We start from the raw sequence: 25,004 nt of genomic DNA, 5'->3' as shown, positions 1-25,004 counted from the left end.
CGGAACGCCGAACAGGGGTACGGGATGGGCGAGTCGGGCGCGGAGAGCCGTACGGACGGCGACGCGACGGGCGGCGGGACGGGCGTCGGCGCCGGCCGGGAGACGGGCCGGGAGACGTACGGGCCGACGGGCGGCGGCGCGGAGGTGTGCGTCGAGGCGGTCGGGCTGGAGAAGGTCTTCCAGGTGCGCCGCCGTACGGGCGTGCTGCGGCGCGAACGCCGCGAGGTGCGGGCGGTCGACGGCATCGACTTCACCGTGGCGCGCGGCGAGATGGTCGGCTTCATCGGCCCCAACGGCGCCGGCAAGTCGACCACCATCAAGATGCTCACCGGCATCCTCACCCCGAGCGGTGGCCGTCTGCGGGTCGCGGGGATCGACCCGGCCCGGGAGCGTACGCGGCTGACGCGCCGCATCGGGGTCGTCTTCGGGCAGCGCACGACGCTCTGGTGGGACCTGCCGCTGCGCGACTCGTACGCGCTGGTGCGCCGCATCTACCGGATCCCCGGGGAGCGTTACCGCGCGAACCTCGACCGCTGCGTCGAACTCCTCGACTTGGGCGAGCTGTTGGACGTACCCGTACGCCAACTCTCCCTCGGCCAGCGGATGCGCGCGGACATCGCGGCGGCCCTGCTGCACGACCCCGAGGTGCTCTACCTGGACGAGCCGACGATCGGCCTCGACGTGATCAGCAAGGCGCAGGTACGGGACTTCCTGCGGGACCTGAACGCCGAACGCGGCACCACCGTCCTGCTCACCACCCACGACCTGACGGACATCGAGCAGCTCTGCGAGCGCGTGATCGTCATCGACCACGGCCGTCTCATGTACGACGGGGCGCTCGCCGGGCTGCACGAGGTGGGCGAGAGCGAACGCACCCTCGTGGTCGACCTGGAGCGCGAACTGCCGCCCATCGAGGGCGTACCGGGCGCGCGGACCGTACGTACGGAGGGGCCGCGGCAGTGGCTCGCGTTCCCGGCGTCGGCCAGCGCGGCGCCGATCGTGGCGCGGATCGCGGCGGACCACCCGCTGGTCGACCTGTCGCTGCGGGAGCCGGACATCGAGGACGTGATCGCCCGCATGTACGCGCAGCAGCGGCGCCCGGCCGCGGGCTGACGGGCGCGGGCTGACGGGCCCGGCCCCACGGGCGGGCCGGGCCCTGGACCCCGGGCCCCCCTCGCGTCAGAGCTTCGCGGCGGCGGCGCCCCGCAGCACCTTCAGGTCGAGGGCCTCGGACATCGCGCGGTAGCCGTTGTCGCTCGGGTGCAGGTGGTCGCCCGAGTCGTACGCCGTACGCAGCCGCTCCGGGTGCGCCGGGTCGCGCAGCGCCGCGTCGAAGTCCACGACCGCGTCGAAGACCTTGCCGGACCGGATCTGCTCGTTCACCCGGTGCCGTACGGCGTCGACCTCGGTGCCGTAGCCCCGGTGCCGCCCGAACGGTGTGAGGGTGCCGCCGATGACGCGTACGCCCTGCGCGTGCGCCTGCCGCACCAGGTCCCGCAGGCCCCGCACGATCTTGTCGGGGTCGCGCTGACGGGGCGTGCGCAGCAGGTCGTTCAGGCCCATCTCGACGATGACGGCCTTCACGCCGCTCTGCGACAGCGCGTCGCGCTTCATCCGGGACAGGCCGCTGGGGTTGTTCCACGGCGGGCTGGTGGTGCCGCCCGCGAGGATGCGGTTTCCGCTGATGCCGCTGTTCAGCACGCTGTAGCGCGGCGCGTCCGGCTCGGTGCGCAGCCGCTCCGCGAGGAAGTCCGTCCAACGGCGGTTCGCGCCGGGGCTGGAGGAGACGCCGTCGGTGAGGGAGTCGCCCATCACCACGACCGAGCCCTCGGCCTCGGTGCTCCAGACGTCGAGGCCGGTGACGTAACGCCAGTACGGCACCTGCTCGGTGTACGCGGTGCCCGCCACGTCCGCCGCCTGGTCGCCGCGGGAGGCGTAGCTGGTCTGGCGGGCGTACGAGTGGTGGGTCACCGCGCCCGCCGGGTCCGGGGTGTAGACGCTGACCAGCACGTCGGCGGCGGACGGCACGTTGAGCCGTACCGCGTCGCTGGTCACCTCACCCCCTGCGGGGATCACGATGTCCCGCTTCGCGCCGAACGTGAGCGCGCGCATGCTGCCCGCGGCGGCCGTCGGGTTGCTGGGCGCGGCGGCGAGCGCGAGCGTGGCGTGCGACACGGTCAGCGCGCTGGTGCCGTACAGGTTGGAGAGCCGCACGCGCGCGCGGGTGCCGCCGACGGAGGTGTGCACCACGTTCCGTACGGTCGTCTCGGGGGTGCCCTCCCGCGACGTCGGGTCGATCGTGGCGCGGCCCCGGCGCGGGTTGAGCGGCTCCGCCCCGGTGGCGGGTGAGCTCCAGGAACCGACCCAGGTGCCGGAACCGGCGGGGTCGGCGGGATTGCGGGGTGGCGGCGTGGCGTCCGTGTCGTCCCTGCCGGTCCCGGCCCCGATGAGTATCGCGGTCGAGATCAGCACCAGTACGGCGGCCAGTCCGGCCAGCAGGGCATAACCCATGTTCCTGGTCATGCGCGGTGACTCTCCTCGGGCAGACGGAGCCCGTGGCTCCGAGTGATCGGCGTCCATGATCCCACGGGTGGGGCCGCGCCTCGCACGCACAGACGCGAGGGCGGCGTCGAGCGTTCCCTCCGGGGAGCGGATTGGGACAATGGGGTAAGGGTCGGTCCGGACAGGTGGAGCGGATGGAACGTACGGAATCCGGTGAAAGCGCCGTGGTGGGACGGGGGCGTGTGAGGGCACTCACAGGCGGTGCCGGGGCGGACGCGGGCGGTGGCGCCGGTACGGGCGGGGCTGCCGGGCCGGGGCCGGGTGCCGGTCCGGGCGGCGGCGCCGCGGGCGGTGGTCCCGGGCCCGGCGGCGGTCTCGGCGGCTTCACGGCGGCGGACCGGGCGAAGCAGCGCGGCGTACGCCGGATGAAGGCCATCGCCACCGGGGCGCTGATCGCGATGGCGGTGGTCTTCGCGCTCGCCACGTGGGCGGAGAAGTCGGGCGCCGGGGCCTGGGCGGGCTATGTGGCCGCCGCGGCCGAGGCGGGCATGGTCGGCGCGCTCGCCGACTGGTTCGCGGTGACGGCGCTCTTCCGGCGGCCGCTGGGGCTGCCCATCCCGCACACGGCGATCATCCCGTCCAAGAAGGACCAACTGGGCCGGAGCCTCGGTGACTTCGTCGGGGAGAACTTCCTCTCGCAGCAGGTCGTACGGGACCGGCTGCGCGCCGTCGGCATCAGCGGCCGACTCGGCACGTGGCTGGGCGAGCCGGACCACGCCGACCGCGTCACGGAGGAGCTGGCGACCGCGCTGCGGGGCGCCCTGACCGTACTGCGCGACTCCGACGTGCAGGCCGTCGTCGGTGAGGCCATCACCCGGCGGGCCGACGCGCAGGAGATCGCGCCGGGGCTGGGCACGATGCTGGAGAAGATCGTCGCGGACGGCGGGCACCGCCGGATCGTGGACCTGGTGTGCGTACGGGCCGTCGAATGGCTGGAACTGCACGGCGACTCCGTGATGGAGGCCGTCACGGGTGGGGCGCCGGGCTGGACGCCGCGCTTCGTGGACCGGCGCGTCGGCGACCGCGTCTACCGCGAACTCCTGCGCTTCGTCACCGAGATGCGCGACATGCCGCAGCACCCGGCGCGCGGCGCCGTGGACCGTTTCCTGGCCGACTTCGCCCGCGACCTGCGGTCCGACCCGGCGACGCGGGAGCGCGTCGAGCGGCTGAAGCGGGAGGTGCTCGGACGCGCCGAGGTGCAGGACCTCATCGCCTCCGCCTGGTCCTCGGTGCGCGCCATGATGGTCGCCGCGGCGGAGGACGAGCGGAGCGAACTGCGCGTACGGGCGCGGGCGTCGCTGCTGTCGCTGGGCCGCCGGATGGCCGAGGACGACCGCCTCCAGGGCAAGGTCGACGGCTGGATCGAGGGCGCCGCGGTGTACGTGGTGACGACCTACCGGAACGAGATCACCTCGCTCATCACGGAGACCGTCGCCGGGTGGGACGCCGAGCTGACGTCCCGCAAGATCGAGGCGAACATCGGTCGTGACCTCCAGTTCATCCGGATCAACGGCACGGTGGTGGGCGCGCTGGCGGGGCTGACCATCCACACGGTGGCACACCTGCTCGGCGCGTGAGGCGCAGTCCGCAGTGGCGTTCCGCACACCGCGCGGGGGACGACGCCGTAGGCGCGCGGGGGCTTTCCGCTCTCCGCGCGCGCGGAGGGCGACTTCTCGTCGGAGGGACGCCGTTCTCCGTGCGGAGGGATACCGGTTTCCGTGCGGAGGGGCACGGTTCTCCGTGCGGAGGGGCACCGTTTTCCCCGCGCGCGGGGGCCGTTTCCGTGCCCCGTGCGGACGTCGCTCCCGGGCCCGGTCCCACGTCGTGAACACGGGGTTGCGGGTCCGCCCCCGCTCCTGGACGATCGTCCGATTCGTGTCGATGGCCGTCCCCATCGCGCCCACGCCCACGCCCGCGACGGCGTGCGCACGACAGGGGAGAGTCAGTTGAAGCTGCTGCGAGTCGGGACGGCGGGCGCCGAGCGCCCCGCGCTGCTGGACGGTTCGGGGGTCCTGCGCGACCTCTCCGGTGTGGTGCCGGACATCGACGGGGCGCTCCTCGCGGACCCCGCCGCCCTGGAACGCGTACGGGACGCGGCCGCGTCCGGCGCCCTGCCCGTACTCGACCCGGCCGGGCTCCGCACGGGGCCGCCCGTCGCCCGGATCGGCAAGGCCGTCTGCATCGGCCTCAACTACCACGACCACGCGCGGGAGACGGGCGCCGCCGTCCCCGCCGAGCCGATCGTCTTCCTCAAGGCGGCGGACACGGTCGTCGGCCCGTACGACACCGTGCTCGTACCGCGCGGCAGCGTGAAGACGGACTGGGAGGTGGAGTTGGCGGTGGTGATCGGCCGTACGGCGCGCTACCTGGAGTCCGACGAGGAGGCGCTGGCGGCCGTCGCCGGGTACGCGGTGGCGCACGACGTGTCCGAGCGGGAGTTCCAGCTCGAACGCGGCGGCCAGTGGGACAAGGGGAAGAACTGCGAGACGTTCAACCCCCTCGGCCCCTGGCTGGTCACCCCCGACGAGGTGCCCGACCCGCAGGCACTACGGCTCCGGCTGTGGGTGAACGGCGAACTGAGGCAGGACGGCAGCACCGCCCAGCAGATCTTCCCGGTGGCCGAAGTGGTGCGCCACGTCAGCCGGTTCATGACGCTCCACCCCGGCGACATCGTCAACACCGGCACCCCGGCGGGCGTCGCCATGGGCCACCCGGACCCCAAGCCGTACCTGCGGCCGGGCGACGTCGTGGAACTGGAGATCGACGGCCTGGGCCGCCAACGCCAACACCTGGCACCTGCCTAGGCGGTGCCCGGGGTCAGTTCGCCGTGAGCACGACCGTGCGGCCCTCCGCCGCCGACGTGCGGGCCGCCTCCAGCACCCGCAGGGTCGCCGCCGCCTCGCGCGCGGTGACCGGCGGGGGCGTGCCGGTGCGGAGGGCGGTGGCGATCCCGGCGTAGTACGCGGGGTAGTCGCCGGGCAGCGTCCGTACGGGCTCGGTCCCGTCGAGCGAGCCCAACGCGCCCCACTCCGCCTCCGGTTCGGTGCCCCACGGCGCGTCGTCGCCGGGCCGGGCGCCCGCGCGGAGCGCCGCCTCCTGCGGGTCGAGGCCGTGTTTGACGTACGCGGCGGCGCTGCCCAGGACCCGGAAGCGCGGCCCGAGTTGGGCGCTGGTCGCGCTCATCCACAGGTGCGAGCGGACGCCGTCGCGGTGCGTCAGGGCGACGAACGTGTCGTCGTCCGCCGCCGCGCCCTCCCGCCGTACGTCCGCCTCGGCGTACACGGTCGCCGCCGGGCCGAACAGCGTCAGCGCCTGGTCGACCAGGTGGCTCCCCAGGTCGTACAGCAGCCCGCCGACCTCGGCCGGGTCGCCCGACTCGCGCCAGCCGCCCTTGAGCCGGGGCCGCCAGCGCTCGTAGCGCGACTCGAAGCGCCGGACCTCCCCGAGGGCGCCGTCGTCGAGGAGGGCGTGGACGGTGCGGAAGTCGTTGTCCCAGCGGCGGTTCTGGAAGACGGAGAGGAGCAGCCCGCGCGCGTCCGCGAGTGCGGCCAGTTCGTCGGCCTCCGCGGCGGTGGCGGCGAGCGGCTTGTCGACGACGACGGGCAGGCCCGCGTCGAGCGCCCGGCGGGCGAGCGGTACGTGGGTGCGGTTCGGGGAGGCGATCACCACGAGGTCGAGGGCGTCGGCGCGGGCGAACAGCTCGTCCGCGTGCGCCACCGTGGTGAGTCCGTCGCCGTACGCCGTCCGCGCCTCGGCCTGCCGTCCGGGGTCCGAGGTGACGACCGTGTCGAGGACGAGCCCCTCGGTCGCCGTGACCAGGGGCGCGTGGAAGACGGACCCGGCCAGTCCGTAGCCGACGAGCCCGACCCGCAGGTCCGCGCCGGAACGCGGAGGGGCGTCGGTACGGGCTCCGGCGGGAAGCGGGGCGGTGCTGGACTGCGGGTCGGTACCGGCGGCGCTCATACGGGCAACCCTTGCACACGCTGCGGCGGCGTCCCGTACGAGGGGCCGACGCGGTGGCGCGGGAGCGGCCCTCGAAGATCGCCGGGACACCGCCTAGGCTGAACGCGGTAGTCGGCTCCGGCGGCGCGTCCGGCGGGCGGCTCCCGTCGGCACCGGGACCGCACCCGGACCAGGCGCCGGTCCACCACCACGACACCTGGCAGGAGCCGTCACGTGGCAGAACGCAAGCCGATCGAGTCCTGGCTCACCGACATGGACGGTGTGCTGATGCACGAGGGCATCCCGGTGCCCGGCGCGGACGCGTTCATCGCGCGCCTGAAGGAGTCCGGGCGGCCCTTCCTGGTGCTGACCAACAACTCCATCTACACCCCGCGCGACCTGCACGCCCGCCTCTCCCGCATCGGCCTGGACGTGCCGATCGCGAACATCTGGACGTCCGCGCTCGCCACCGCGCAGTTCCTCGACGACCAGCGTCCCGGCGGCACGGCGTACGTCATCGGGGAGGCCGGGCTGACCACCGCGCTGCACGACATCGGGTACGTCCTCACCGACCACGCCCCGGACTACGTCGTCCTCGGCGAGACCCGCACGTACAGCTTCGAGGCGCTCACCAAGGCGATCCGGCTGATCAACGACGGCGCGCGCTTCATCGCCACCAACCCCGACGAGACCGGCCCCTCCGCCGAGGGCGCGCTCCCCGCCACCGGCTCCGTCGCCGCGCTGATCACCAAGGCGACGGGCCGCGCCCCGTACTTCGTCGGCAAGCCCAACCCGCTGATGATGCGCGCCGGACTGAACGCCCTCGGCGCGCACTCGGAGACCAGCGCCATGATCGGGGACCGGATGGACACCGACGTGCTCGCCGGGCTGGAGGCGGGGATGGAGACGTTCCTCGTGCTGACCGGGCTGACCCGGCCGGACGAGATCGACCGGCACCCGTTCCGGCCCTCGACGGTCGTCGACTCGATCGCGGACCTGGTCGACCGGATCTGACGCGTACGGGCTCCGCACCCCGGGCGCCGCGCGTCCGGGGCCCGGGTCCGGGGCCCGAACGGCGCAGCGTCCGGGGCTCCCGGCGTGCGGAACGGGCGGCGCGGGGGGATGTTCGGGAGCAGCGACCCGGAGGTTCCCATGTCCCGGACACGACCCGAGCACGCCCGCAGGTGCTCACTCCCCGTACCCGGACGCGTACGCGCGCACGGCGGCGGCGCCGTGCCGTACGGCGTGCTGCTGGCGGTGCTCGCCGCGTCCGCAGCCGTGGCCGGACCCGCCGCTGCCGCCTCCGCCGCCGCGCCCGCCGCGCTCCCCGGGGAACCGGGGGCGGGCGGCGTCGTGGTGACGCCCCGTGAGGCGCGGCCGGGGGACCGGCTGGAGCTGCGGGCCGGGGACTGCGCGGGCGCGGGGACGGCGTCGGCGGCGTCGGCCGCGTTCGGGTCGGCGGCGGCCCTGGAGCCCGCCGCCGAGGGGGAGTTGACGGGTATGGCGCGGGTACGGGCGGACGCCGCGCCGGGCCGGTACGTGGTCGAGGTGGACTGCGGCGGTGACGGAGCCGGGGCGGACGGCGCGGGGGGTACGGACCGCGCGGTGCGGACCGCGCCGGAGCGGGGCGCGCCGGAGCGGGGCGCCGCCGTCGTCACGGTCGTCGGACGCGACGGCCCGGACGCGCCCCGCCCCGCCGAACAGCCGCCCGACCACCCCGCCGAACCCCCGGCCACGCCGACCGCCGCGCCCGCCGACCAGCCCGCCCCGCACACCTCGCCCGTCGCCCCCGTCCGCGCCGGTGGCGGCGCGACGGCCGCCGCCCCGGACCCCGGCGGCCCCGGCCCCGCCGCCGTCGGCGCGTGCCTCGTGGGCGCCGCCGCGCTGCTCGGCGCCGCCCGCGCCGTGCCCCGCGTGCGGCACCGGGCGGCGCGCCGCGCGGTGGACGGGCGCTGACGGCGTGGCCAGGCACCGCGTCCGCGACACGGACCCCCGCGAGGAGGACCCCCGCGACACCGCCCGCCGCACCGCGTACGGAGCGACGGACCACCGCGCGCACGACCCGGTGCCCGGCCCCCCGCCCCCCGGCCGGGCGGCCCGCGTCCTCACCGGCACCGCCTGGGCCGTGCTGCTGCTCGGCCTCTGGCTGTGGGCCCGCGGCGTCACCGACGACGGCTCGGGCGGCGCCGCGCTCGGCGAAGTGCCCGCCGTGGGGCGCCAGTTGCAGGAAGGGCCGCCACTGCCCGTACCCCTCGACCCGGTGGCGGGCACGGCCCGCCCGGTGCGGCTCGACGTGGACGGGATCGGCGTGCACGCGCGGGTGCTGACCCGCTCGCTGGCGCGCGACGGGTCGGTCGCCGCGCCGCCGTACGCCGATCCGGGCGCGGTCGGCTGGTACGGCGGCGGGCCGACGCCCGGCGCGTCCGGCGCGGCGGTCGTCGTCGGGCACGTGGACACCGACCGGAGCCGCGCCGTCTTCTACCCGCTGAGCAGTGTCAAGCGCGGCGCGAAGGTGGACGTGGCGCGGGCGGACGGGGTCGTCGCGGAGTTCACGGTCGAGTCGGTGGACGTGGTGACGCGCGACCGCTTCGACGCCGCCCGGGTCTACGGGCCGCACCGGGACGGCCGCGCCGAGCTGCGACTCCTCACCTGCGGCGGCACGTTCGACCGCGAGCGGCGCGCGTACGACGCGAACGTGGTCGTCTCCGCGTACCTCACCGGGACGCGTTCCGCATGAACGATCCGGCAGCCGGGGCCCGTGGCGGCGCCGCCACGGACGGCCCGTACGGCGCGCTCGGGGGCGTTGCGGTGGCTCGTCCACAACCCCCGCGACGGGCCGTGCCGCTGTGCAACGATGGGCGCGACCGGTACCTGGTCGTCTCCGAGGGGGAGTGGATGTACGGCACCGACGTCGGCCGCAGCGCGGTCGGCCGCGCCCGCCCGTGTGCCCACCCGCGCGTACGCGCGCGCCGCGCCGCCCGCGTACGGACCGTCGCGAGCGGGGTGTTGGCGGGGGCGGTGCTCCTCGTGGGGTGCTCCTCCGGCGGCGACTCCTCGGGCGAGGACGACGGCGAGTCGAAGGCCCCGTCGCGCGCCGACGCGCCGTACTGGATCAACCCCGAGGGCAGCGCGGCCCGGCAGGTCGCCGAGTACCGCGACCGGGACGACGCCGAGAAGGCCGAGCTGATCGAGCGGATCGCGAGCCAGCCGGTGGCCGAGTGGATCGGCGTGGAGGACCCCGGGGGACAGACGCGCGGCTTCACCGAGGCCGCCGCGAAGGACGAACTCGGCGCGCTGCTCGTCCTCTACAACCTGCCGCACCGCGACTGCGGGCAGTACTCGCAGGGCGGCGCGGGCGGCGGCGACGAGTACCGCGCCTGGCTCGACGAGGTGGTCGAGGGCATCGGGGACCGGAAGGCCACGGTCGTCGTGGAGCCGGACGCGCTGCCGCACCTGCTCCAGGAGGGCTGCACGCCGCGGCAGTTCCACGAGGAGCGGTACGCGCTGCTGAAGGAGGCCGTCGGCAGGCTCAAGCAGCAGCCGAACACGAAGGTGTACCTGGACGCGGGGAACCCGGACTGGGTCCGCGACCCCGGCGGGCTCGTCGAGCCGCTGAAGCGCGCGGGCATCGACCAGGCGGACGGCTTCGCGCTGAACGTGTCGAACTACCAGACGACCGCCTCCAACACCGCGTACGGCACGAAGCTGTCGTCGATGGTCGGCGGCAAGCCGTTCGTCATCGACACCAGCCGGAACGGCAACGGCCCGGCCCGCGGCCACGACACGGAGTCCTGGTGCAACCCGCCGGGCCGGGCGCTCGGTGAGGTGCCGACGACGGAGACCGGCGACGAGCTGGTCGACGCGTACCTCTGGATCAAGCGGCCCGGCGAGTCGGACGGCGCCTGCAAGGGCGGCCCGAAGGCGGGCGAGTGGTATCCGGAGTACGCGCTGGAGCTGGCGCGCAACGCCAAGCGGTAACGCCCGCCCGTACGCCCGCCGCACCCGTACCGCCCGCCCGCACCCGTACACAGGCCGGTGGCCCGGCGCTCCCCGTGGGAGCACCGGGCCACCGGCCTGTGTGCGTGCCGTTCCGGGCGCCTACGCCCCCGGGGTCACCGGCGGCGCCTCCTCCGTCGTGCGGTGGGTGCGGGCCGAGGCGTCGACCGGCACCTTCACCCAGGTCGCCTCGGACGGCACGCCGTCGCCGTCCACGGCGTAGACCATGTACCAGCCCGGCGGCACCAGCGACGGGTCGTCCGGCAGGGTGGCGCGCAGGCCGTCGGCCGTCCGCTCGAAGTCCAGGGCCACGGACCGCTGTTCGACGTTGGTGACGTGCGTGAAGGCGCCCGGCCGTACGAGCCGCATCTTCTCCACCGACGCGGCGTCCTTCGTCTCGTACGCCACCGTGCCGCCCAGCTTCACGGTCTTCCGCGGCTTCCCCGCGTCCTCCAGCTCGGGCCGTTCGCCGTCCTGGTGCAGGTACGGCGGCGTGTACAGCTCGATGCGCTGCTCGAACTCGCCCGGCTTGGTGTTGGCCTTGTCGGAGAACAGCGAGTCGGAACCGAACGTCATGACGCGCCCGTCCGGCAGCAGCAGCCCGCCGGAGTGGTAGTTGCGGCCCACGAGCGGGTCGGCGACGTCGCGGAACTCGTTCTTCTCCGGGTCGTAGAGCGACGCCTTCAGTACGTTGCTGTCGCCGCGCCCCCGGTAGTCGCCGGAGCCGTTCGTGGTGAGCACGGTGTCGTCGGGGAGGATCACGCTGCTCGGGTAGCGCGCGTCGGCGTACAGGTCGGGCCCGTCCTCGAAGCGCGGCGCGTCGCGGGTGAGGTCCGCGATGCGGGTCTTCGCGGTCGCCTTCTCGCTCTCGCCGACCCCGCCGCCGCCCAGCACCATGTACCGCTGCTTCTGCGCGGGCGGCAGCAGCACGGACATGGAGGTCTCCAGCACGTCCGGGTCGCTCATGCCGGGCACCTCGCGGAACTCGTTGGTGCTCAGGTCCCAGACGCCCGGCACGCGCCCCTTGTCGGCGGGCCCGTACCCGGCGTTGGAGCCGGTGTAGAACACCTTGCCGTCGCGGGCGAGGAACAGCGCGGGGTACGTGGGGAAGAAGCGGGTCCGCGGCAGGTACTCCCACTTCTTGGTGTCCGGGTCGTACACCTCGTTCTTGCCGGGGACGACCTGCCCGATCTCGTCCAGCCCGGAGACCGACAGCACGGAGCCGTCCTCCAGGGTGGTCAGCGTCGGGTACCAGCGGGCCTCGCCCATCGGGTCGACGGTGACGTAGCGCTCGGCGACGGGGTCGAACTCGTACGCGTCCTTGATCCCCTGGAAGTCCTTCTTGTCGAAGGACAGCTTCTGCGCGATGCCGTAGACGTTCTTCCGGTCGGCGCCGCGGAGCCCGTCGACGAGGTACTGGTCCTGGGTGCCGGTCTGGTGTTCCTCGCCCTCCTCCGGCGACTCGACGTAGACGCGGGCGCTCTTGGGCGTGACCTCGACCTCGCCGGTCGCCGGGTCGGACTTCTTCTCGGCGCGGGGGACGAGGACGTTGGAGTTGGAGACGAACGTCTTGCCGTTCTTCCGGCCGGTGAAGCGGGTGCCCTTCTTGAGGGTCTTCGCCCGGTCGGGGTTCTCGTTGTAGACGATCATCAGGCCGCCGGCCTTGTCGACGTCGCCCTCCAGCGACTCGTACCGCTGGGTGCCGCCCGCCACCAGCAGGTTGCCGCTGGGGAGTTGGGTGTGCCCGGTGCAGAAGAGGTCGGCGGGGGTGGGGATGTTCTTGTACGTGTCGGCCACCGGGTCCCACAGGGTGGTGCGGAACGTACCGGCGTCGAACTGCTTCGCGTCGTTCCCGGAACCGGCCACCAGCAGGACCTTGCCGGTCTGGAGGAGGGCCGCGTGGATGGTGTTCACGCGGTACTTCTCCGGGATGTCGACGACCTTCCAGTGGCCGTTCTCCGCCTTGTACCCGGGTTGGTCGATCTTGTAGTCGTGGTACTGGTCGGTGGCGATGTTGTAGAGCGCCGGGCCGTTGAAACCCGCCAGTACGAGCACGGCCGCCGCGCCGATCGCCAGGCGACGGGTGCGGCGGCTCGGGCGGTAGTTCATTGGTCACGTCCCCCAAGGGCGGTCTGCATGGTCTCGTCGTGGGTCGCGGACGGGTCCGGGCGGGCTGCCGGGTCCGTGCCGGGCGGCGGGGGCCCGCCCGGCGGGGGGCCCTGTCCGTCCTGGCCCTGGGCCCCGCGCCGACCGCTCCGCCGTCTGGTACGTCCATGTTTGCGCTTTTTGCGCTCCGCGTGGAGGGTGACGCGCCAGCCGATGATCGGCGCCGCGGTGATCAGCATCGCCAGCGCCGCCCACGTCAGCATCGCCGGGTGGTCGTGGCCCAGGAAGACGGAGCCGACGAACGAGCCGCCGAAGACCGCGATGAAGAACAGGTGGACGCGGAACGTGCCGAAGAACGTGTCCGGGCTCGCGGAGTCGCCCTTCGGGGTGACCACGAACCCGCTCTTGCGCCGCAGCACCGTGTCGAACAGCGACCGCGCGTAGATCGGCGCGGACAGCGCCGACATCAGCATCCCGGCCAGGCCGCCGGAGCCCTCGGGCTCGTGGGGCGAGACGTTGTGCCGCCGGTTCCACACGTAGAGGCCGATCTGGAGGGCCGAGGCGTTGCCGTAGAGCATCATCCAGATGGTCGGGTCGATCTGTACGCCGGACGCCCCGACGCCGAGGAAGAGGGCGCAGCTGAGGGCGGCGAGGATCCAGTTCAGGGCCGAGATCGGGTAGAAGATCATCAGCATCGTGTAGTTGAACAGCTTGCCGGGGCCCAGGGTGAACAGGCCGCGCCAGTACTGCGTCAGGATCGTCTCGTACGTACCCCGCGACCAGCGCAGCTGCTGCGTGAAGAAGTCCGTCCAGGCGTTCGGGCCCTCGCCGACGGCGAGCACGTCCGGGGTGTAGACCGACCGCCAGCGGTTGCCGGTCCCCGGGTTGCGCGAACGGTGCATCTCGAAGCCGGTCGCCATGTCCTCCGTGATGGAGTCGTACAGCCCGCCGATGCCCTTCAGGGCGCTGATCCGCACGGCGTTGCTGGTGCCGACGAACATCGGCGCCTCGTAGCGGTTGCCCGCCCGCTGGATCAGGGCGTGGAAGAGGAACTGCTGGCTCTCGGCGGCCTTGGTGACGAAGTTGTCGTAGTTGCCGTAGACCTGCGGGCCGATGACGAAGCCGACGTCCGGGTCGCGGAAGTAACCCAGCATCCGCTCCAGGTAGTTGGGGAGCGGGACGTGGTCGGTGTCGACGGACGCGAAGTAGTCGTAGTCGTCGCCGTGCGCGTCGAGCCAGGCGTTGTAGTTGCCGTGCTTGGTCTTCGCGCGGTGCGGGCCCTTCTCCTGGTTCCAGCGGGCCACGCCCTTGCGGGAGAAGTGCCGTACGCCCAGGCGCCGGCACACCTCCCTCACCTCCGGGTCGTCGCCCTCGTCGAGCAGCCACACGTGCACCGTGCCGCGGTGCCGGACGCGTACGGCCGCCTCCAGGGTCCGCGTGACCATCTCCAGCGGTTCCTTGCCCGGCACGAACGAGGTGAGGAACGCGACGCGGGTGCCCGGCTCGGGCACGACCGGGACGGGGTCGCGGGCGACGAGGGTGGCGTGCGCGTTGGATATGACGTTCAGCGTGCGGAACAGCTCGATGAGGCCGATCGACACCAGCATCACGATGTCGAGCTTCAGCACCAGGTCGGAGACCTCGCCGTTGTCGCGCTCGGTCCAGTGCTGGGGCTGCATCAGCCAGAGCAGCAGCCCGGCGGAGAGCAGCGGGGCGAGGCAGAGGAGGAACGCGGCCCGGACGCGGTGCGGTTCGTCGGCCAGCAGGCTGCGGTAGCGGACGCGGTACGGCTGGTCCCGGTCGGGCTGGGAGAGGGGGCCCGCGAGGCGGCTGTAGTGCTCGTAGTCGTAGCGGGGGAGTTCCTTGCGGGGCCAGCGCGTCGCGCGGCCCGGCGTGGCGTGGGGCGCGGTGCCGGGGTCGTCGCCCGCCGGGTCGGGGCGGCGGTGGCGCGGGAGCCGCAGCCGGGTGGTCCGGGTCGGGTCGTCGTCCTCGGCGGGCGGCCGCGCGGGGGCGGGCGCGGCGTGCGCCGGGCCGGACCGGGGGCGCGGTAAGCGCGGCTGGCGGGGCGCGGGGGCCGGGTCGCCGCCGTGCTGGCGGGGCGGTTCGTACGAGGGTGGCCCGTACGGCGGGCCGTACGGCGGGCCGTGCGGCGCGTCGTGCGGTGGCCCGTACGAAGGCGGCGACGGCGCCGTGGGCTGGCGCGGTACGCGCGGCGCCTCCCGTGGCGAACCCCCCTCGGGTAAGGGGGCGTCGTCCGGCCGCTCGGGCAGCCAGGGGCCGTCGGGTGTCGACGTCATCTCTACTTCCCCCCCACACGCGCGTCCGCCGCGCTCGTCGTCCTCGCTCCGCGTCCGTGCCCCACCGTCCCGGACACGGCGGTCCGGGCCGCCATCCGCTGAGACTGAGGAGTACGTTCTCCGGTTCCACGCCGCGCACACATGTCGGCCGGTGCGGGGAGTGCCGTGTGTTCGTGTTCCGGCCTTCCCAGGGGCGGTGACCAGAGGGCAGGCTCCCGTGAGAGGGCGCTCCGGTGCAACAAGCATTTGCCGTATTCGCGCCCTGTGCAGGGTTTTCGGCGCGCACGATGTGACGGAAGTGTCGGCGGTTCGTGCAGCGGGGATGGCCGGTGTGTTACGGCTGACGGGAGGTCAGCGGGGCTGCTTTCCGTCGTCGCGCGGCATCTCGGGGCGGTGCGCCGCCCCCGTCCCGCCGCTGTTCCGCCATTGGTCTGGACATGGCGGAAGACCCGGCGTTAGCGTCGTGGGCCTGGTCTGGACCAGTCCGGACCGGAGCCGTACGTGAGCACGACCGGCGCCCGCCGGTACGGCTCGTACCCGTGCGGACCCCCCACATCACTGGAGCAGGCATGCGCAAGAGCACCTCCGTCAAGCGCGCCACCGTCGGGCGCAAGGCCGTCGCCACCGCCGTCGCCGCCATGGGCATCGCCGGGGCGACCGTCCTCGTCACCACCGGTTCCGCCCAGGGGCACGGCTACGCCGACTCCCCGACCAGCCGTCAGGTCCACTGCGCCCAGGGCGACGTCGCCGACTGCGGCGCCGTCGAGAACGAGCCGCAGAGCGTCGAGGGCCCCAAGGGCTTCCCCGGGGCGGGTCCCGAGGACGGCACCATATGCGCGGGCGGCAACGAGGGCTTCGCCGCGCTGGACGACCCGCGTGACGGCGAGTGGCCCACCACCAAGCTGGAGCCGGGCGCGGACCACACGTTCAGCTGGACCAACACCGCCCGCCACTCGACGACCGACTACCAGTACTTCGTCACGAAGGACGGCTGGGACCCGGCGAAGAAGCTGACCCGCGCCGACCTGGAGCCGGAGCCGTTCCTCACCGTGCCGATGGACGGCGAGCAGCCCGCCGAGAAGGAGACCCACGACGGCAAGCTGCCGGACAAGTCCGGCCACCACCTGATCGTCGGGGTCTGGAACGTCGCGGACACCTCCAACGCGTTCTACTCCTGCGCCGACGTCGAGTTCTGACGGGGCGGCCGGTCGGGCGAGCGGTCGGACGGCCGCGCGCGGCGGCCGGTGGTCCGTGTCCCGGCCGGGCAGCGCGCCGCGCCGCCCGGCCGGGACCGCATCGGGTAAGCATGGGGCAAATCGCCTGTAAGGATACGTTTCCCCATGCGCCACAGCCTCCTCCTCGCCGAGCTGCGCGACGCGATCACACCCCGCGCGTTCCTGCTGATGTTCGGTGTCCTGCTCGTCCAACTCGGCTTCCTGCTCAGCTACGTCGGGGCGTTCCACCACCCCGAGCCCCGTCGCGTACCGCTCGCCGTCGTCGCGCCCCAGCAGGTCGCCGACCGCCTCGACGCGCTGCCCGGCGGACCGGTGCGCAGCACCGTCGTACGGGACGAGGGCGAGGCACGCGCCCGCGTCATGCGGCGCGACGCCGACGGCGCGTACGTCATGGACCCCGACGGCCGCCGCGACACCCTGCTCGTCGCCTCCGGCGCGGGCGGCTCCGTCACCTCCGCCGTCACGGAGATCGGCCGCTCGCTCGCCCGCGACCAGGACCGCACGCTGCGCACCGTCGACATCGCGCCCGCGGGCGGACAGGACAACGGCAGCCTGACGGCCTTCTACCTCGTCGTCGGCTGGCTCGTCGGCGGCTACCTGGCCGCCGCGATGCTCGGCGTCACCGCCGGGGCGCGCCCCGCCACCGTGCGGCGGGCCGTCGTACGGCTCCTGGTGTCCGCCGTGTACGCCGTCGTGTCCGGGCTGGGCGGCGCGGTGATCGTCGGCCCGGTGCTCGGCGCCCTCCCGGGCCACCTCCCCGAACTGTGGGGCATCGGCACGCTGGTGGTCCTCGCCGCGTGCACGCTCACGATCGCGCTCCAGACGCTGTGCGGCGTGTTCGGCATCGGGCTGGCCATCGTGCTGCTGGTGGTGCTGGGCAACCCCAGCGCGGGCGGCGCCTACCAGGAGCACATGATCCCCGGCTTCTGGAGCGCCATCGGCTCCTGGCTGCCGCCGGGCGCGGGTGTCAGCGCCGTACGGAACACCGTCTACTTCGACGCGCACGCGCTCGCCGGGCCCCTGTGGACGCTCGCCGTCTGGGCCGCCGCGTCCGTCGCCGTCACCCTCGCCCTCGCGGCGCGTCACCGCCCCACCGAGCCCCCGCCGCTGCGCGGCTACCCGGTCCTGCCGGTCTGAACGGGCCTGCCGGTCCGAACGGGTCCCGGTCGGGGCGCCCGAACCGGTCGATCCGGACCGGTTGACCTGAACCGGACTTCAAGCCGCAGGGTGGTCGGCGCCGGTACGCGCCGGTACGCAGACCGCACCCGAGGAGCCGCCGTGACCGCCGTCGTCCGCACCCCGCCCCGCCCCGACCGCCCCGACCTGGGGGTGGCCGTCTTCAGCCGGTGGCGCACGTCCGGTCCGGACCGGCAGGCCGCCACGGTCGACGCGATCGCCGCGACCTGGGCGGCCCGCCCGTGGCCGACCCCGGACCTGCTCGCGTACGGCCTCTACGCGGCCGAGGACGGCGGCTCGGTGCTGCACTACTCGCAGTGGACGGGGGAGGAGGCGTTCCGCGCGTTCCAGCGGGCGGGGCGCGACGAGCGTACCGACGAGATCTTCGCGGCGGTGCCCGACGTCGAACGGATCGGCGCCCGCGTCCACACCCGCTACCGCAGCGGTGGCCGGGCCGGTGCGGCTTCCGGCGCCGACCCCCGGGCCGGGTCGGGCGTACGGGTGCCGGGCTGCTTCGTGACCGTCGAGGTGGCCTTCGCGGCGCCGGACGCGGCACGCCAACGGGCCTGGGTGGACGCCGTGTTCGAGGCGCTGGCGGACGATCCGGCCCCGCACCCCGGCGGGATCTCGGCGCACTTCCACACCAGTACGGACGGCGCGCACGTCCTCAACTACGCCGAGTGGGAGAGCGCGCGGGCGCACCGCGCCGCGCTCGCCGCGCCCGGTGACGGCGTCGGCTCGCCGAGCGCCGCGTGGCGGCGGGTCCGGACGTACCCGGGGATCACGTCGAGCACCGTCACCCGGCACACGTTCGCCCGGGGCCTCGTCCCGGACTGAGGCCGCGCCGGAGCACGGACCCCGCACGTACGGGCCCGGGCCGGACGGGAGCACCGCCTACCCGGCCCACCACCTGCGCAGCCCCCGCAGGGTGCTCCGCAGCCCGCTGTCCGCCCCCGGCCCGGCGGCGCCCGCCCCGTGCGGGCGCGGCTCCACCGGGCGCCCGGCCGCGCCCCGCGGGCGGTGCGGCGCGCGGGCGGGGCGGGCGGCCGGCGGCGGTGGCGGGGGCATCAGCCCCGCCACCCGCTCGGCCAGGTCGGTCGGCACCGGGTGGTCGAGGACGAGCGTGGCGGGCAGCCGTAGTCCCGTCGACTCGCCCAGTGCGGTGCGCAGTTCGACGGCGCCCAGCGAGTCCAGCCCGGCGGCCAGCAGGTCGCCGTCCGCCGCGATCCCCGCCGGTCCCTCGGCGCCGAGGGCGTCGGCGGTCCAGTGGCGTACGAGGTCGAGCAGCAGCGGTACGCGCTCCTCGCCCGGCGCCGTACGCAGCCGTGCCGCCGCGGCGGCCACCCCCGCCCCCGGGCCGGTACGCGCCCCCGTCGCCGAGCCCGTACGCGCCCCGGGCCCCGATCCCGTACGCGCCCCCGCCGCCGGGGCAGCTCCCGGTGCCGGTCGGACGACCTCGCGGAAGAACGCCGGCACCGGCCGGTACCGGCGGCGCATCCCCGGCAGGTCCAGCCGCGCCCCCACCACGTCCGCGCGCGTCCCCGCCAGGGCCGCGTCGAAGACGGCGGCACCCTGCCGGTCCGTCACCGGCAGCACCCCCGCGCGCAGCACGCGCGCCCAGTGCGCGTCGCTGAGCCGCGCCGCCATGCCCCGACGGGGCGACCACACGCCCCACGCCACGGACACCGCCGGGCGGCCCAGCGCGCGGCGGCGTACGGCCAGGGCCTCCAACGCGGCGTTCGCCGCACCGTAGTTGGCCTGCCCGGGGCCGCCGAACACGCCCGCCACCGAGGCGCACACCACGAACAGCGCCGGGTCCGGGGCGCGCGTCAACTCGTCCAGGTGCACGGCCGCGTCGACCTTCGGGCGCAGCACCGCGTCCAGCCGGTCCGCGTCCAGCTCCTCAACCGGCCCGTCGTCCAGCACGCCCGCCGCGTGCACCACGGCGGTCAGCGGCCGGTCCAGCCCGTCGAGCAGTCGCGCCGCCGCGTCCCGATCCGCCAGGTCGCAGGCGGCGAAGGCCACCGAGGCGCCCAGCGCGGTCAGTTGCTCCTCCAGCTCCGCGCGGGCCGCCGCCTCCGGCCCGTCGAGCGAGGCGAGCAGCAGGTGCCGTACGCCGTACTCCCGTACGAGGTGCCGCGCCAGGACGCCGCCCATCATGCCCGTACCGCCCGTGACCAGGGCCACGCCCTCCGGGTCGAGCCGTACGGGCGGGCCGTCGCCCGGGTCCGGCGGCGGCCACGGGCCCGTGCCCGTGCCCGGGGTGAGGCGGGGGACGCGCAGGACGCCTCGGCGCAGGGCGAGTTGCTGCTCACCGGAGGCGAGGGCGGCGACCAGCTGCACGCCCAGCGCGTGCCCGTCCTCGGTCGGCCGCGGGGAGGAGCCGAGCCCGGCGTCGACGTCCAACAGGACCGTACGGCCCGGGTGTTCGCCGTTCACGGACCGTACGAGGCCCCACACGGCGGCCGCCGCCGCGTCCCCGCCGTACGCGTCGTCCGGCGTCGTGCTCACACCGCCCTGCGTGACGACCACCAGCCGCGTCCCCGCCAGGGCCTCGGCGGCCAGCCAGTCCTGGACGACGCCGAGCACGTACCCGGCGGTCGCGCGTACGGCCTCGGGGAGCGGCTCCTTCGTCGGCGGACACGGCACCAGCACCGTCCCGGGGGCGCTCGCCCCCGCCCGTACCGCCGCGTCGAGCGCCCCCACGTCGGGGAACGCGTCCACGCTCAGGCCGATGCTCCGCACCGCCCCGCTCAGCCCCGAACGCTCCTCCTCCAGCACCGCCCAGCGGTCCCGGCCCGCCTCGTGCGCGACGACCTGCTCCAGTACGCCACCCGCGCCGGGCGAGGCCAGCGGCAGCCAGTCCACCTGGTACGCCACCTCGGCCACGGGGTCGGCCGCCGTGTGCAGCACCTCCGCCCGTACGGGCCGGGTCCGCAGCGCGGCGACGCTCGCCACGGGCGTGCCCGACTCGTCCGCCGCCAGCAGGCCGAGACCGCCGTCGCCGGACGGCGCCAGCCGTACGCGCAACGCCGTCACCGCACCCGAACCGGCCCCGCCGGGGCGGCCGTCGGCGTGCAGCCGTACGCCCTGCCAGGAGAACGACAGGCGCGCCCGCCCGTCCCGGTCCGCCCCCGGCTGGTCCGTCGCGTGCAGCGCGGCGTCCAGCAGGGCGGGGTGCAGCTGGAAGCGCGCGTCGTGCGGCCCGTCGCCGGGCACCGCCACCTCGGCGTACGTCTCGTCGCCGCGCCGCCACAGGGCGCGCAGGCCGCGGAAGGCGGGGCCGTGGCCGTTGCCCCGGGCGTCGAGGCGGGCGTAGTGGCCGTCGAGGGGGACGTGCTCCGCCCCGGCGGGGGGCCAGGCGTCGGCGCCGAGGGGGGTGGGCGGAGCGTCGGGGGCTGGGGGCGGGTCCGCCTCCGTGGGGGGCTTCCTCGGGCGGGGCGGCGGCTCGGCCTCCACCTCCGCTTCCGCTTCGGCTTCGGTTCCGGCCTCGGTTGCGACCTCCGCGTCGACCTCGTCCGCGGCCTCGTCCTCCGCCTCCGCCTCCGTCTCCGCCTCCGTCTCCGTCTCCGTCTCCGTCTCCGTCTCCGTCTCCGTCTCCGTCTCCGTCTCCGTCTCCGTCTCCGTCTCCGTCTCCGTCTCCGTCTCCGTCTCCGTCTCCGTCTCCGTCTCCGTCTCCGTCTCCGTCTCCGTCTCCGTCTCCGCTTCGTCCTCCGTCTCGCTGAGCACCCCGTCGGCGTGCCGCCGCCACAGCGGCTTCTCCCCGCTGCCGTCGTCCGTCGCCGCGTACACCCGTACCGTCCGGCGGCCCGCGCCGTCCGGCTCCCCGACGGCGACCTGGACGCGTACGGTGCCGTGGTCGCCCAGGGGCAACGGCGCCTCCAGGACGAGTTCGTCGAGGGTGCGGCAGCCCACGTGCGCGCCCGCGAGCAGGGCCAGCTCCAGGAAGCAGGCGCCGGAGAGCAGCGGGACGCCGTGCACCACGTGGTCCGCGAGCCACGGCTGAGCCTCGGTGGAGAGGCTGCCGGTCAGCAACAGGCCGTCGCCGCCCGCCACTTCGACCGCGGCGCCGAGCAGCGGATGGTCGATCGGGACCTGGCCCCAGTCCGCCGGGGAGCCGCCCCGTCTCCCGTGCTGAGCCGCCCCGGCGTCCGTGTCCGTCGCGTCGGGTGCGCCAGCCGAGTCCACCATGTGGGTCAGTGTCCGTGCGATCATGCCGGGAATTCACCAGACCGAAATAATCAGACCGAAACAATCAGGCTGCGCCGTTCAGCCCCGCCCCGAACCGCCTCACGCGGGCAGGTGGTTGGGATGCGACGCCCGGCGTGCCGCCGCGACCAGCCCCTGGATGCGAGTGCCCAGGTCGGCGGGGTCGGACACGGCCGTGGCGAAGGCCAGCCGTACGTCCCGGTGCGCGCCCGCGAACTCCAGCCGCAACGTCAGCCCGTACCGGTCCAACGCGACCGGAAGCGCGCGCACCAATCCCTTCCCGGGGTGCGGCCGTACGAGGCGCAGCAGCAGCGGTACGTACTCCGCGTGACCGTCCAGCAGATGCGTCAGCATGCTCGCCTCGCAGCCCGCCAGCGGATCGGCCGCCGTCTCCCGCAGCCTGTCCAGCGGCACGGACGTACGCGTACCGGCCTCCTCCAGCTCCGCGCCGCCGAACTCCATGCACGCGCTCTCCGCCGACTCCGGGTCGTACGGCGCCGGGAGCGTCCCCGTCAGCGTCAGCCGCGCCCGTAGCCGCTGCCGTACGGGCGTGGGGGCGACGTCGGTCAACTCCAGCCGTACGGGGACGCGGGGCGCCGCCTCGCCGGGGTCACCGTGCTCGCCGTGCTCGCGGGGGGTGCCGGGGTCGACGGGGGCGTGCAGGTGGACGTGGCCGTGCGCGCCGGAGCCGTGCAGCCGGTGCACCTCGTACCGGCGGCCTCCGCACACCACGGTCATCGAGTGCGCGACGGCCAGGATGGACTGGACGCGTTCGGCGGGTGTCGGCTGCGTGGCGCGGCTGCGGAAGAGACGCATGCGAGGGCTCCCAGGGCGACGGAGGATGGCTTAGGTAAGGCTAACCTAATGCGGCCGTTCCGTCAGGGCCGTTCCGACCCGGGACCGCTGCGGCGGGGGATGTCCCAGCGGTCGAGGGTGTCGGCGAGCCAGGAGACGGTGACGCGGTACTCGCGGGCGAGGCGGGTCAGCGAGGCGCCCGCCTGGTAGCGCGCGGTCACCCGCGCACGGTCGCGGATCAACTCGGCCCGTGCCGCCCGTACTTCGGCGTGCGTACGGGGTCGGGCGGCGCGGCCCTTGAAGACATGGGCGGGGGAACGGCGGTGGCCGTGGGCGTCGTGGACGGGGCGGCGTGGGACGCCCCACGCGTCGAGTCGCAAGCGCAGCCAGGTCTGGGAGACGCCGTAGTCGGCGGCGATCCGGCTGACCGGTTCCCGCGCGTCGTACCGTGCCGTGATCACCTCCCGGTCGGCGCGGGCCGCCTCCCGCGCGGCCGCGCGCTCGTCCCGGCCGGGGCTGCCGCGTCGCGGCGTCACGCGGCCGTCTGCCGTGCCTGGTGCGGGTGTTCGGGCCACGCGGAGAGGGTGTAAGCGCAGTCCTCGTCCTCGAACACCACCGACACCGCACGTCCGTCCTTCAACCCCGCGCGCGTCGTACGGAGACCGACCGTGTCGCCCGCCCACGCCCGCAGCCGGTCCGCGCAACCCGCCACCGGCGCCGGTGACGGGCGCAGTCCTGGGGTCAGGTACGGGCAGTGCCGCGGGTCGGGGTCGAGGCGGTCCGCGAGGAGCAACGCCTCCCCGCGCAACCACCGCAGCGCCAACACCGGGGACAACGATCCGTACGTACCCAGGACGTAGCCCGCGCTCCGGCCCGTACCCCACACCGGGCCCGCCGCGTACACCCGCGCCCGGAACACCAGGCCCGCTTGGTCAACACCGGCTCGTACGGGCGGAGTCGGGACGCCCGTCACAGCACCTCACCCCGACTCCGCGCGTTGCAGCGGGCGTTCCACGCGGCCAACCGCTCCCGCGCGCTCGCAGCCCGTACGTGCCCCGGGTCCGCCTCCCACTCCCTGCCACCGCGCACCGGCCGCAACAACCAGTACGGGCCCGCCACCCCACGGAACTCGCCCACCCGGTCACCACACCCGGTGTCCACCACCACCGCCCCCACGACGGGAACCGCGGCGGCACCCCCGGCGGGCCGCACCTCGCCACTCACGACGCCAACGCCCCCCGCGCCAACACCCCGGCCAGCCGGATCGCCACATCCGGAGCCACCCGCCCCAGCTCCACCATCGGCCGATGCACCACCACGTAGCCGCAGGTGCAGCCGTCCACCCCCAGATCCGGCAACGCCACCCCCGCCGCCTCCAACGCGTGCCGCAACAGCACCACCGCCTGCTCCGCCGCCTCCACCGGATCGAGAGGAGGCTGAGCCGAAGCCGTCATGTCGTCGTCCATAGCGGTTCCTTTCCTGCATTGCTCGATGCTCACGTTCTGTGCTCGACTACTCACAGACTCGACGAGGGCGACGCGGCGTGAAAGTACCGACGTGTGGCCCACAGGGCAGGGGACACAGGAGGAGATGTGGCCGAGAGGAAGTCCAGCCGCCCATCCGCGCGTCGGATGCTGGCTGGTGAACTGGCCCGCCTGCGGGAGGAGTCGGGGAGATCGCTCGCCGAACTGGCCTCGCTCACCACGTTCGACCGGTCGTACCTGCACAAGCTGGAGCGCGGCGAGAAACTCGGGTCCGCGCAGGTCATGGCGGCCCTGGATGCCGTGTACGAGACCGGGCGCCACCTGCAACTGCTCTGGCAGCTGGGCAAGGAGGACGCTTTCCGCGACAAGTACCGCCGGTTCATGGAGCTGGAACAGGAAGCCACCGTTCGATACGAGTACGTGTCGAACACGGTGCCTGGACTGCTTCAGACCCGTGCCTACGCCGAGGACTTGCTACGGGCGGCCCGACCCAAGGACGAGCACGAGTTGGAGGAACAGGTAGCGGCACGGCTCGGTCGGCAGGAGATACTGACCCGCGAAGACCCGCCGCACTACCGTGCGTTGCTCGACGAGGCCGCGTTGCGCCGCACCCCGGTCGACTCGAAGATCTGGCAGGAGCAGCTGGAACACCTGCTAGAAGTGGCCGATCTTCCCAATGTCATGCTCCAGATCGTGCCGCTGTCCGCCGGTCTGCACGGACTCGTCGGAACGTCGCTGACCATCCTGTGGTTGGCCGACGGCTCCGCCGTGGCTTACACGGAGTCGGGCTACAGCGGAGACCTCACCGAGGAACCGGGGGAGGTGGAGCGGTTGAAGCTCTCGTACGATCTGCTGCGGGACCTGGCGCTGCCGCCCAATGCGTCTGCGCAGTTCATCCGCACCCTGCTGGAGGAGACCTCATGCCCCGACCCGAGTTGACCGGCGCCACGACGTGGAGGAAGTCCAGTTACTCGAACCAGGACGGCGGCAACTGCGTCGAGGTCGCGGACGGCTTCGCCGGTGTCGTACCGGTGCGGGACAGCAAGGCCCCGTACCGGGGCACCCTCCAGCCCCCGAGCGCTTCCTGGACCGCGTTTGTCAAGGCTGTACGGTCGGGTCAACTCGACGGCTGACACTGCCCGTTGCTCACGTGACTGCCCCAATCCGTATGCGGGTTGGGGCAGTCGTGTTCGCGGCATGCT

Annotated in this window: 22 protein-coding genes; 12 read left to right on the top strand and 10 right to left on the bottom strand. The window is 74.4% G+C overall.

Features of this window, described 5'->3' with window-relative positions; genetic code table 11:
- Nucleotides 1-24: 24 nt before the first annotated feature.
- The gene (locus tag D7M15_RS09520; RefSeq protein ID WP_121517108.1) at nt 25-1,113 is read left to right on the top strand and encodes an ATP-binding cassette domain-containing protein; all 1,089 of its coding nucleotides are present in this window, start codon (nt 25-27) and stop codon (nt 1,111-1,113) included.
- A gap of 66 nt (nt 1,114-1,179) precedes the next feature.
- On the opposite strand, the gene D7M15_RS09515 is transcribed toward D7M15_RS09520, so the two are convergent.
- Nucleotides 1,180-2,523: a GDSL-type esterase/lipase family protein gene (locus D7M15_RS09515; RefSeq protein ID WP_206337342.1), complete on the bottom strand. Its 1,344-nt coding sequence runs from the start codon at nt 2,521-2,523 to the stop codon at nt 1,180-1,182.
- Between the two features lie 173 nt (nt 2,524-2,696).
- Between D7M15_RS09515 and D7M15_RS09510 the strand changes: the two genes are divergently transcribed.
- Together D7M15_RS09510 and D7M15_RS09505 are read left to right on the top strand one after the other, a co-directional pair.
- A complete protein-coding gene (locus tag D7M15_RS09510; RefSeq protein ID WP_121517107.1) occupies nt 2,697-4,139 on the top strand; it encodes a DUF445 domain-containing protein in 1,443 nt (480 codons plus the stop codon).
- A gap of 369 nt (nt 4,140-4,508) precedes the next feature.
- Nucleotides 4,509-5,366: a fumarylacetoacetate hydrolase family protein gene (locus D7M15_RS09505; protein WP_121517106.1), complete on the top strand. Its 858-nt coding sequence runs from the start codon at nt 4,509-4,511 to the stop codon at nt 5,364-5,366.
- A 13-nt stretch (nt 5,367-5,379) separates the two neighbouring features.
- Here D7M15_RS09505 and D7M15_RS09500 read toward each other — a convergent pair whose 3' ends face one another.
- Nucleotides 5,380-6,435, bottom strand: a complete 1,056-nt coding sequence (locus D7M15_RS09500; RefSeq protein ID WP_240649605.1) for a Gfo/Idh/MocA family oxidoreductase — start codon at nt 6,433-6,435, stop codon at nt 5,380-5,382.
- 303 nt (nt 6,436-6,738) lie between these two features.
- On the opposite strand from D7M15_RS09500, the gene D7M15_RS09495 reads away from it, so the two are divergent.
- The 4 genes from D7M15_RS09495 to D7M15_RS09480 all read left to right on the top strand — a co-directional run bounded on the left by D7M15_RS09495 (nt 6,739) and on the right by D7M15_RS09480 (nt 10,482).
- On the top strand, nt 6,739-7,518 hold the full coding sequence (locus tag D7M15_RS09495) for an HAD-IIA family hydrolase (RefSeq protein ID WP_121517104.1): 780 nt from the start codon (nt 6,739-6,741) through the stop codon (nt 7,516-7,518).
- A gap of 138 nt (nt 7,519-7,656) precedes the next feature.
- Entirely contained in the window at nt 7,657-8,460 is an 804-nt protein-coding gene (locus tag D7M15_RS09490) for a hypothetical protein (protein WP_240649207.1), read from the top strand.
- A gap of 4 nt (nt 8,461-8,464) precedes the next feature.
- On the top strand, nt 8,465-9,241 hold the full coding sequence (locus D7M15_RS09485; RefSeq protein WP_346428789.1) for a class F sortase: 777 nt from the start codon (nt 8,465-8,467) through the stop codon (nt 9,239-9,241).
- Nucleotides 9,238-10,482, top strand: coding sequence for a glycoside hydrolase family 6 protein (locus D7M15_RS09480; protein WP_240649206.1), 1,245 nt, complete (start codon nt 9,238-9,240; stop codon nt 10,480-10,482). Before D7M15_RS09485 ends, D7M15_RS09480 begins: the two co-directional genes overlap by 4 nt.
- 120 nt (nt 10,483-10,602) lie before the next feature.
- Here D7M15_RS09480 and D7M15_RS09475 read toward each other — a convergent pair whose 3' ends face one another.
- Together D7M15_RS09475 and D7M15_RS09470 are read right to left on the bottom strand one after the other, a co-directional pair.
- Nucleotides 10,603-12,609, bottom strand: a complete 2,007-nt coding sequence (locus D7M15_RS09475; RefSeq protein ID WP_121517103.1) for a kelch motif-containing protein — start codon at nt 12,607-12,609, stop codon at nt 10,603-10,605.
- On the bottom strand, nt 12,606-14,903 hold the full coding sequence (locus D7M15_RS09470) for a cellulose synthase catalytic subunit (RefSeq protein WP_240649205.1): 2,298 nt from the start codon (nt 14,901-14,903) through the stop codon (nt 12,606-12,608). Before D7M15_RS09470 ends, D7M15_RS09475 begins: the two co-directional genes overlap by 4 nt.
- A gap of 569 nt (nt 14,904-15,472) precedes the next feature.
- Between D7M15_RS09470 and D7M15_RS09465 the strand changes: the two genes are divergently transcribed.
- The 3 genes from D7M15_RS09465 to D7M15_RS09455 all read left to right on the top strand — a co-directional run bounded on the left by D7M15_RS09465 (nt 15,473) and on the right by D7M15_RS09455 (nt 18,151).
- On the top strand, nt 15,473-16,099 hold the full coding sequence (locus tag D7M15_RS09465; protein WP_121517102.1) for a lytic polysaccharide monooxygenase auxiliary activity family 9 protein: 627 nt from the start codon (nt 15,473-15,475) through the stop codon (nt 16,097-16,099).
- A gap of 144 nt (nt 16,100-16,243) precedes the next feature.
- Nucleotides 16,244-17,275, top strand: a complete 1,032-nt coding sequence (locus D7M15_RS09460; protein ID WP_121517101.1) for a DUF3533 domain-containing protein — start codon at nt 16,244-16,246, stop codon at nt 17,273-17,275.
- 141 nt (nt 17,276-17,416) lie between these two features.
- Nucleotides 17,417-18,151 (top strand): antibiotic biosynthesis monooxygenase, encoded by a 735-nt coding sequence (locus tag D7M15_RS09455; RefSeq protein ID WP_121517100.1) that lies wholly within the window; start codon nt 17,417-17,419, stop codon nt 18,149-18,151.
- A 57-nt stretch (nt 18,152-18,208) separates the two neighbouring features.
- Here D7M15_RS09455 and D7M15_RS09450 read toward each other — a convergent pair whose 3' ends face one another.
- The 6 genes from D7M15_RS09450 to D7M15_RS09425 all read right to left on the bottom strand — a co-directional run bounded on the left by D7M15_RS09450 (nt 18,209) and on the right by D7M15_RS09425 (nt 23,784).
- Nucleotides 18,209-21,505 carry a type I polyketide synthase gene (locus D7M15_RS09450; RefSeq protein ID WP_165906227.1) on the bottom strand — a complete coding sequence of 1,099 codons (3,297 nt, stop codon included), beginning with the start codon at nt 21,503-21,505 and terminating at the stop codon, nt 18,209-18,211.
- Nucleotides 21,506-21,604: 99 nt separating this feature from the next.
- Nucleotides 21,605-22,339: a DUF2470 domain-containing protein gene (locus D7M15_RS09445; RefSeq protein ID WP_121517098.1), complete on the bottom strand. Its 735-nt coding sequence runs from the start codon at nt 22,337-22,339 to the stop codon at nt 21,605-21,607.
- 62 nt (nt 22,340-22,401) lie between these two features.
- Nucleotides 22,402-22,854, bottom strand: a complete 453-nt coding sequence (locus D7M15_RS09440; protein WP_121517097.1) for a hypothetical protein — start codon at nt 22,852-22,854, stop codon at nt 22,402-22,404.
- On the bottom strand, nt 22,851-23,153 hold the full coding sequence (locus tag D7M15_RS09435) for a hypothetical protein (RefSeq protein WP_127201732.1): 303 nt from the start codon (nt 23,151-23,153) through the stop codon (nt 22,851-22,853). Before D7M15_RS09435 ends, D7M15_RS09440 begins: the two co-directional genes overlap by 4 nt.
- 134 nt (nt 23,154-23,287) lie before the next feature.
- A complete protein-coding gene (locus D7M15_RS09430; protein WP_121517095.1) occupies nt 23,288-23,542 on the bottom strand; it encodes a hypothetical protein in 255 nt (84 codons plus the stop codon).
- On the bottom strand, nt 23,539-23,784 hold the full coding sequence (locus tag D7M15_RS09425) for a hypothetical protein (RefSeq protein WP_121517094.1): 246 nt from the start codon (nt 23,782-23,784) through the stop codon (nt 23,539-23,541). The genes D7M15_RS09430 and D7M15_RS09425 overlap by 4 nt, the downstream gene beginning before the upstream one ends.
- A gap of 126 nt (nt 23,785-23,910) precedes the next feature.
- Between D7M15_RS09425 and D7M15_RS09420 the strand changes: the two genes are divergently transcribed.
- Both D7M15_RS09420 and D7M15_RS09415 read left to right on the top strand, forming a co-directional pair.
- Nucleotides 23,911-24,741, top strand: a complete 831-nt coding sequence (locus D7M15_RS09420) for a helix-turn-helix transcriptional regulator (protein WP_240649204.1) — start codon at nt 23,911-23,913, stop codon at nt 24,739-24,741.
- Complete coding sequence (locus D7M15_RS09415) at nt 24,723-24,935, top strand: DUF397 domain-containing protein (RefSeq protein WP_121517093.1); 213 nt, start codon at nt 24,723-24,725, stop codon at nt 24,933-24,935. The genes D7M15_RS09420 and D7M15_RS09415 overlap by 19 nt, the downstream gene beginning before the upstream one ends.
- The last annotated feature ends 69 nt before the right edge of the window (nt 24,936-25,004 follow it).

The sequence above is a fragment of the Streptomyces sp. Z26 genome (assembly GCF_003665095.1).
Classification (GTDB): Bacteria; Actinomycetota; Actinomycetes; order Streptomycetales; family Streptomycetaceae; genus Streptomyces; species Streptomyces phytohabitans.
Note: the sequence above shows the minus strand (reverse complement) of the source record. Positions and strands in the feature narration are given on the sequence as shown.

What these genes read in the sequence shown, in the direction of transcription:
- D7M15_RS09490 (WP_240649207.1), top strand. Translation starts at nt 7,657, where the DNA reads ATGTCCCGGACACGACCCGAGCACGCCCGCAGGTGCTCACTCCCCGTA.
- D7M15_RS09425 (WP_121517094.1), bottom strand. Translation starts at nt 23,784, where the DNA reads ATGGACGACGACATGACGGCTTCGGCTCAGCCTCCTCTCGATCCGGTG.
- D7M15_RS09470 (WP_240649205.1), bottom strand. Translation starts at nt 14,903, where the DNA reads ATGACGTCGACACCCGACGGCCCCTGGCTGCCCGAGCGGCCGGACGAC.
- D7M15_RS09510 (WP_121517107.1), top strand. Translation starts at nt 2,697, where the DNA reads ATGGAACGTACGGAATCCGGTGAAAGCGCCGTGGTGGGACGGGGGCGT.
- D7M15_RS09460 (WP_121517101.1), top strand. Translation starts at nt 16,244, where the DNA reads ATGCGCCACAGCCTCCTCCTCGCCGAGCTGCGCGACGCGATCACACCC.
- D7M15_RS09515 (WP_206337342.1), bottom strand. Translation starts at nt 2,523, where the DNA reads ATGACCAGGAACATGGGTTATGCCCTGCTGGCCGGACTGGCCGCCGTA.
- D7M15_RS09475 (WP_121517103.1), bottom strand. Translation starts at nt 12,609, where the DNA reads ATGAACTACCGCCCGAGCCGCCGCACCCGTCGCCTGGCGATCGGCGCG.
- D7M15_RS09445 (WP_121517098.1), bottom strand. Translation starts at nt 22,339, where the DNA reads ATGCGTCTCTTCCGCAGCCGCGCCACGCAGCCGACACCCGCCGAACGC.
- D7M15_RS09415 (WP_121517093.1), top strand. Translation starts at nt 24,723, where the DNA reads ATGCCCCGACCCGAGTTGACCGGCGCCACGACGTGGAGGAAGTCCAGT.
- D7M15_RS09465 (WP_121517102.1), top strand. Translation starts at nt 15,473, where the DNA reads ATGCGCAAGAGCACCTCCGTCAAGCGCGCCACCGTCGGGCGCAAGGCC.
- D7M15_RS09520 (WP_121517108.1), top strand. Translation starts at nt 25, where the DNA reads ATGGGCGAGTCGGGCGCGGAGAGCCGTACGGACGGCGACGCGACGGGC.
- D7M15_RS09480 (WP_240649206.1), top strand. Translation starts at nt 9,238, where the DNA reads ATGAACGATCCGGCAGCCGGGGCCCGTGGCGGCGCCGCCACGGACGGC.
- D7M15_RS09450 (WP_165906227.1), bottom strand. Translation starts at nt 21,505, where the DNA reads ATGGTGGACTCGGCTGGCGCACCCGACGCGACGGACACGGACGCCGGG.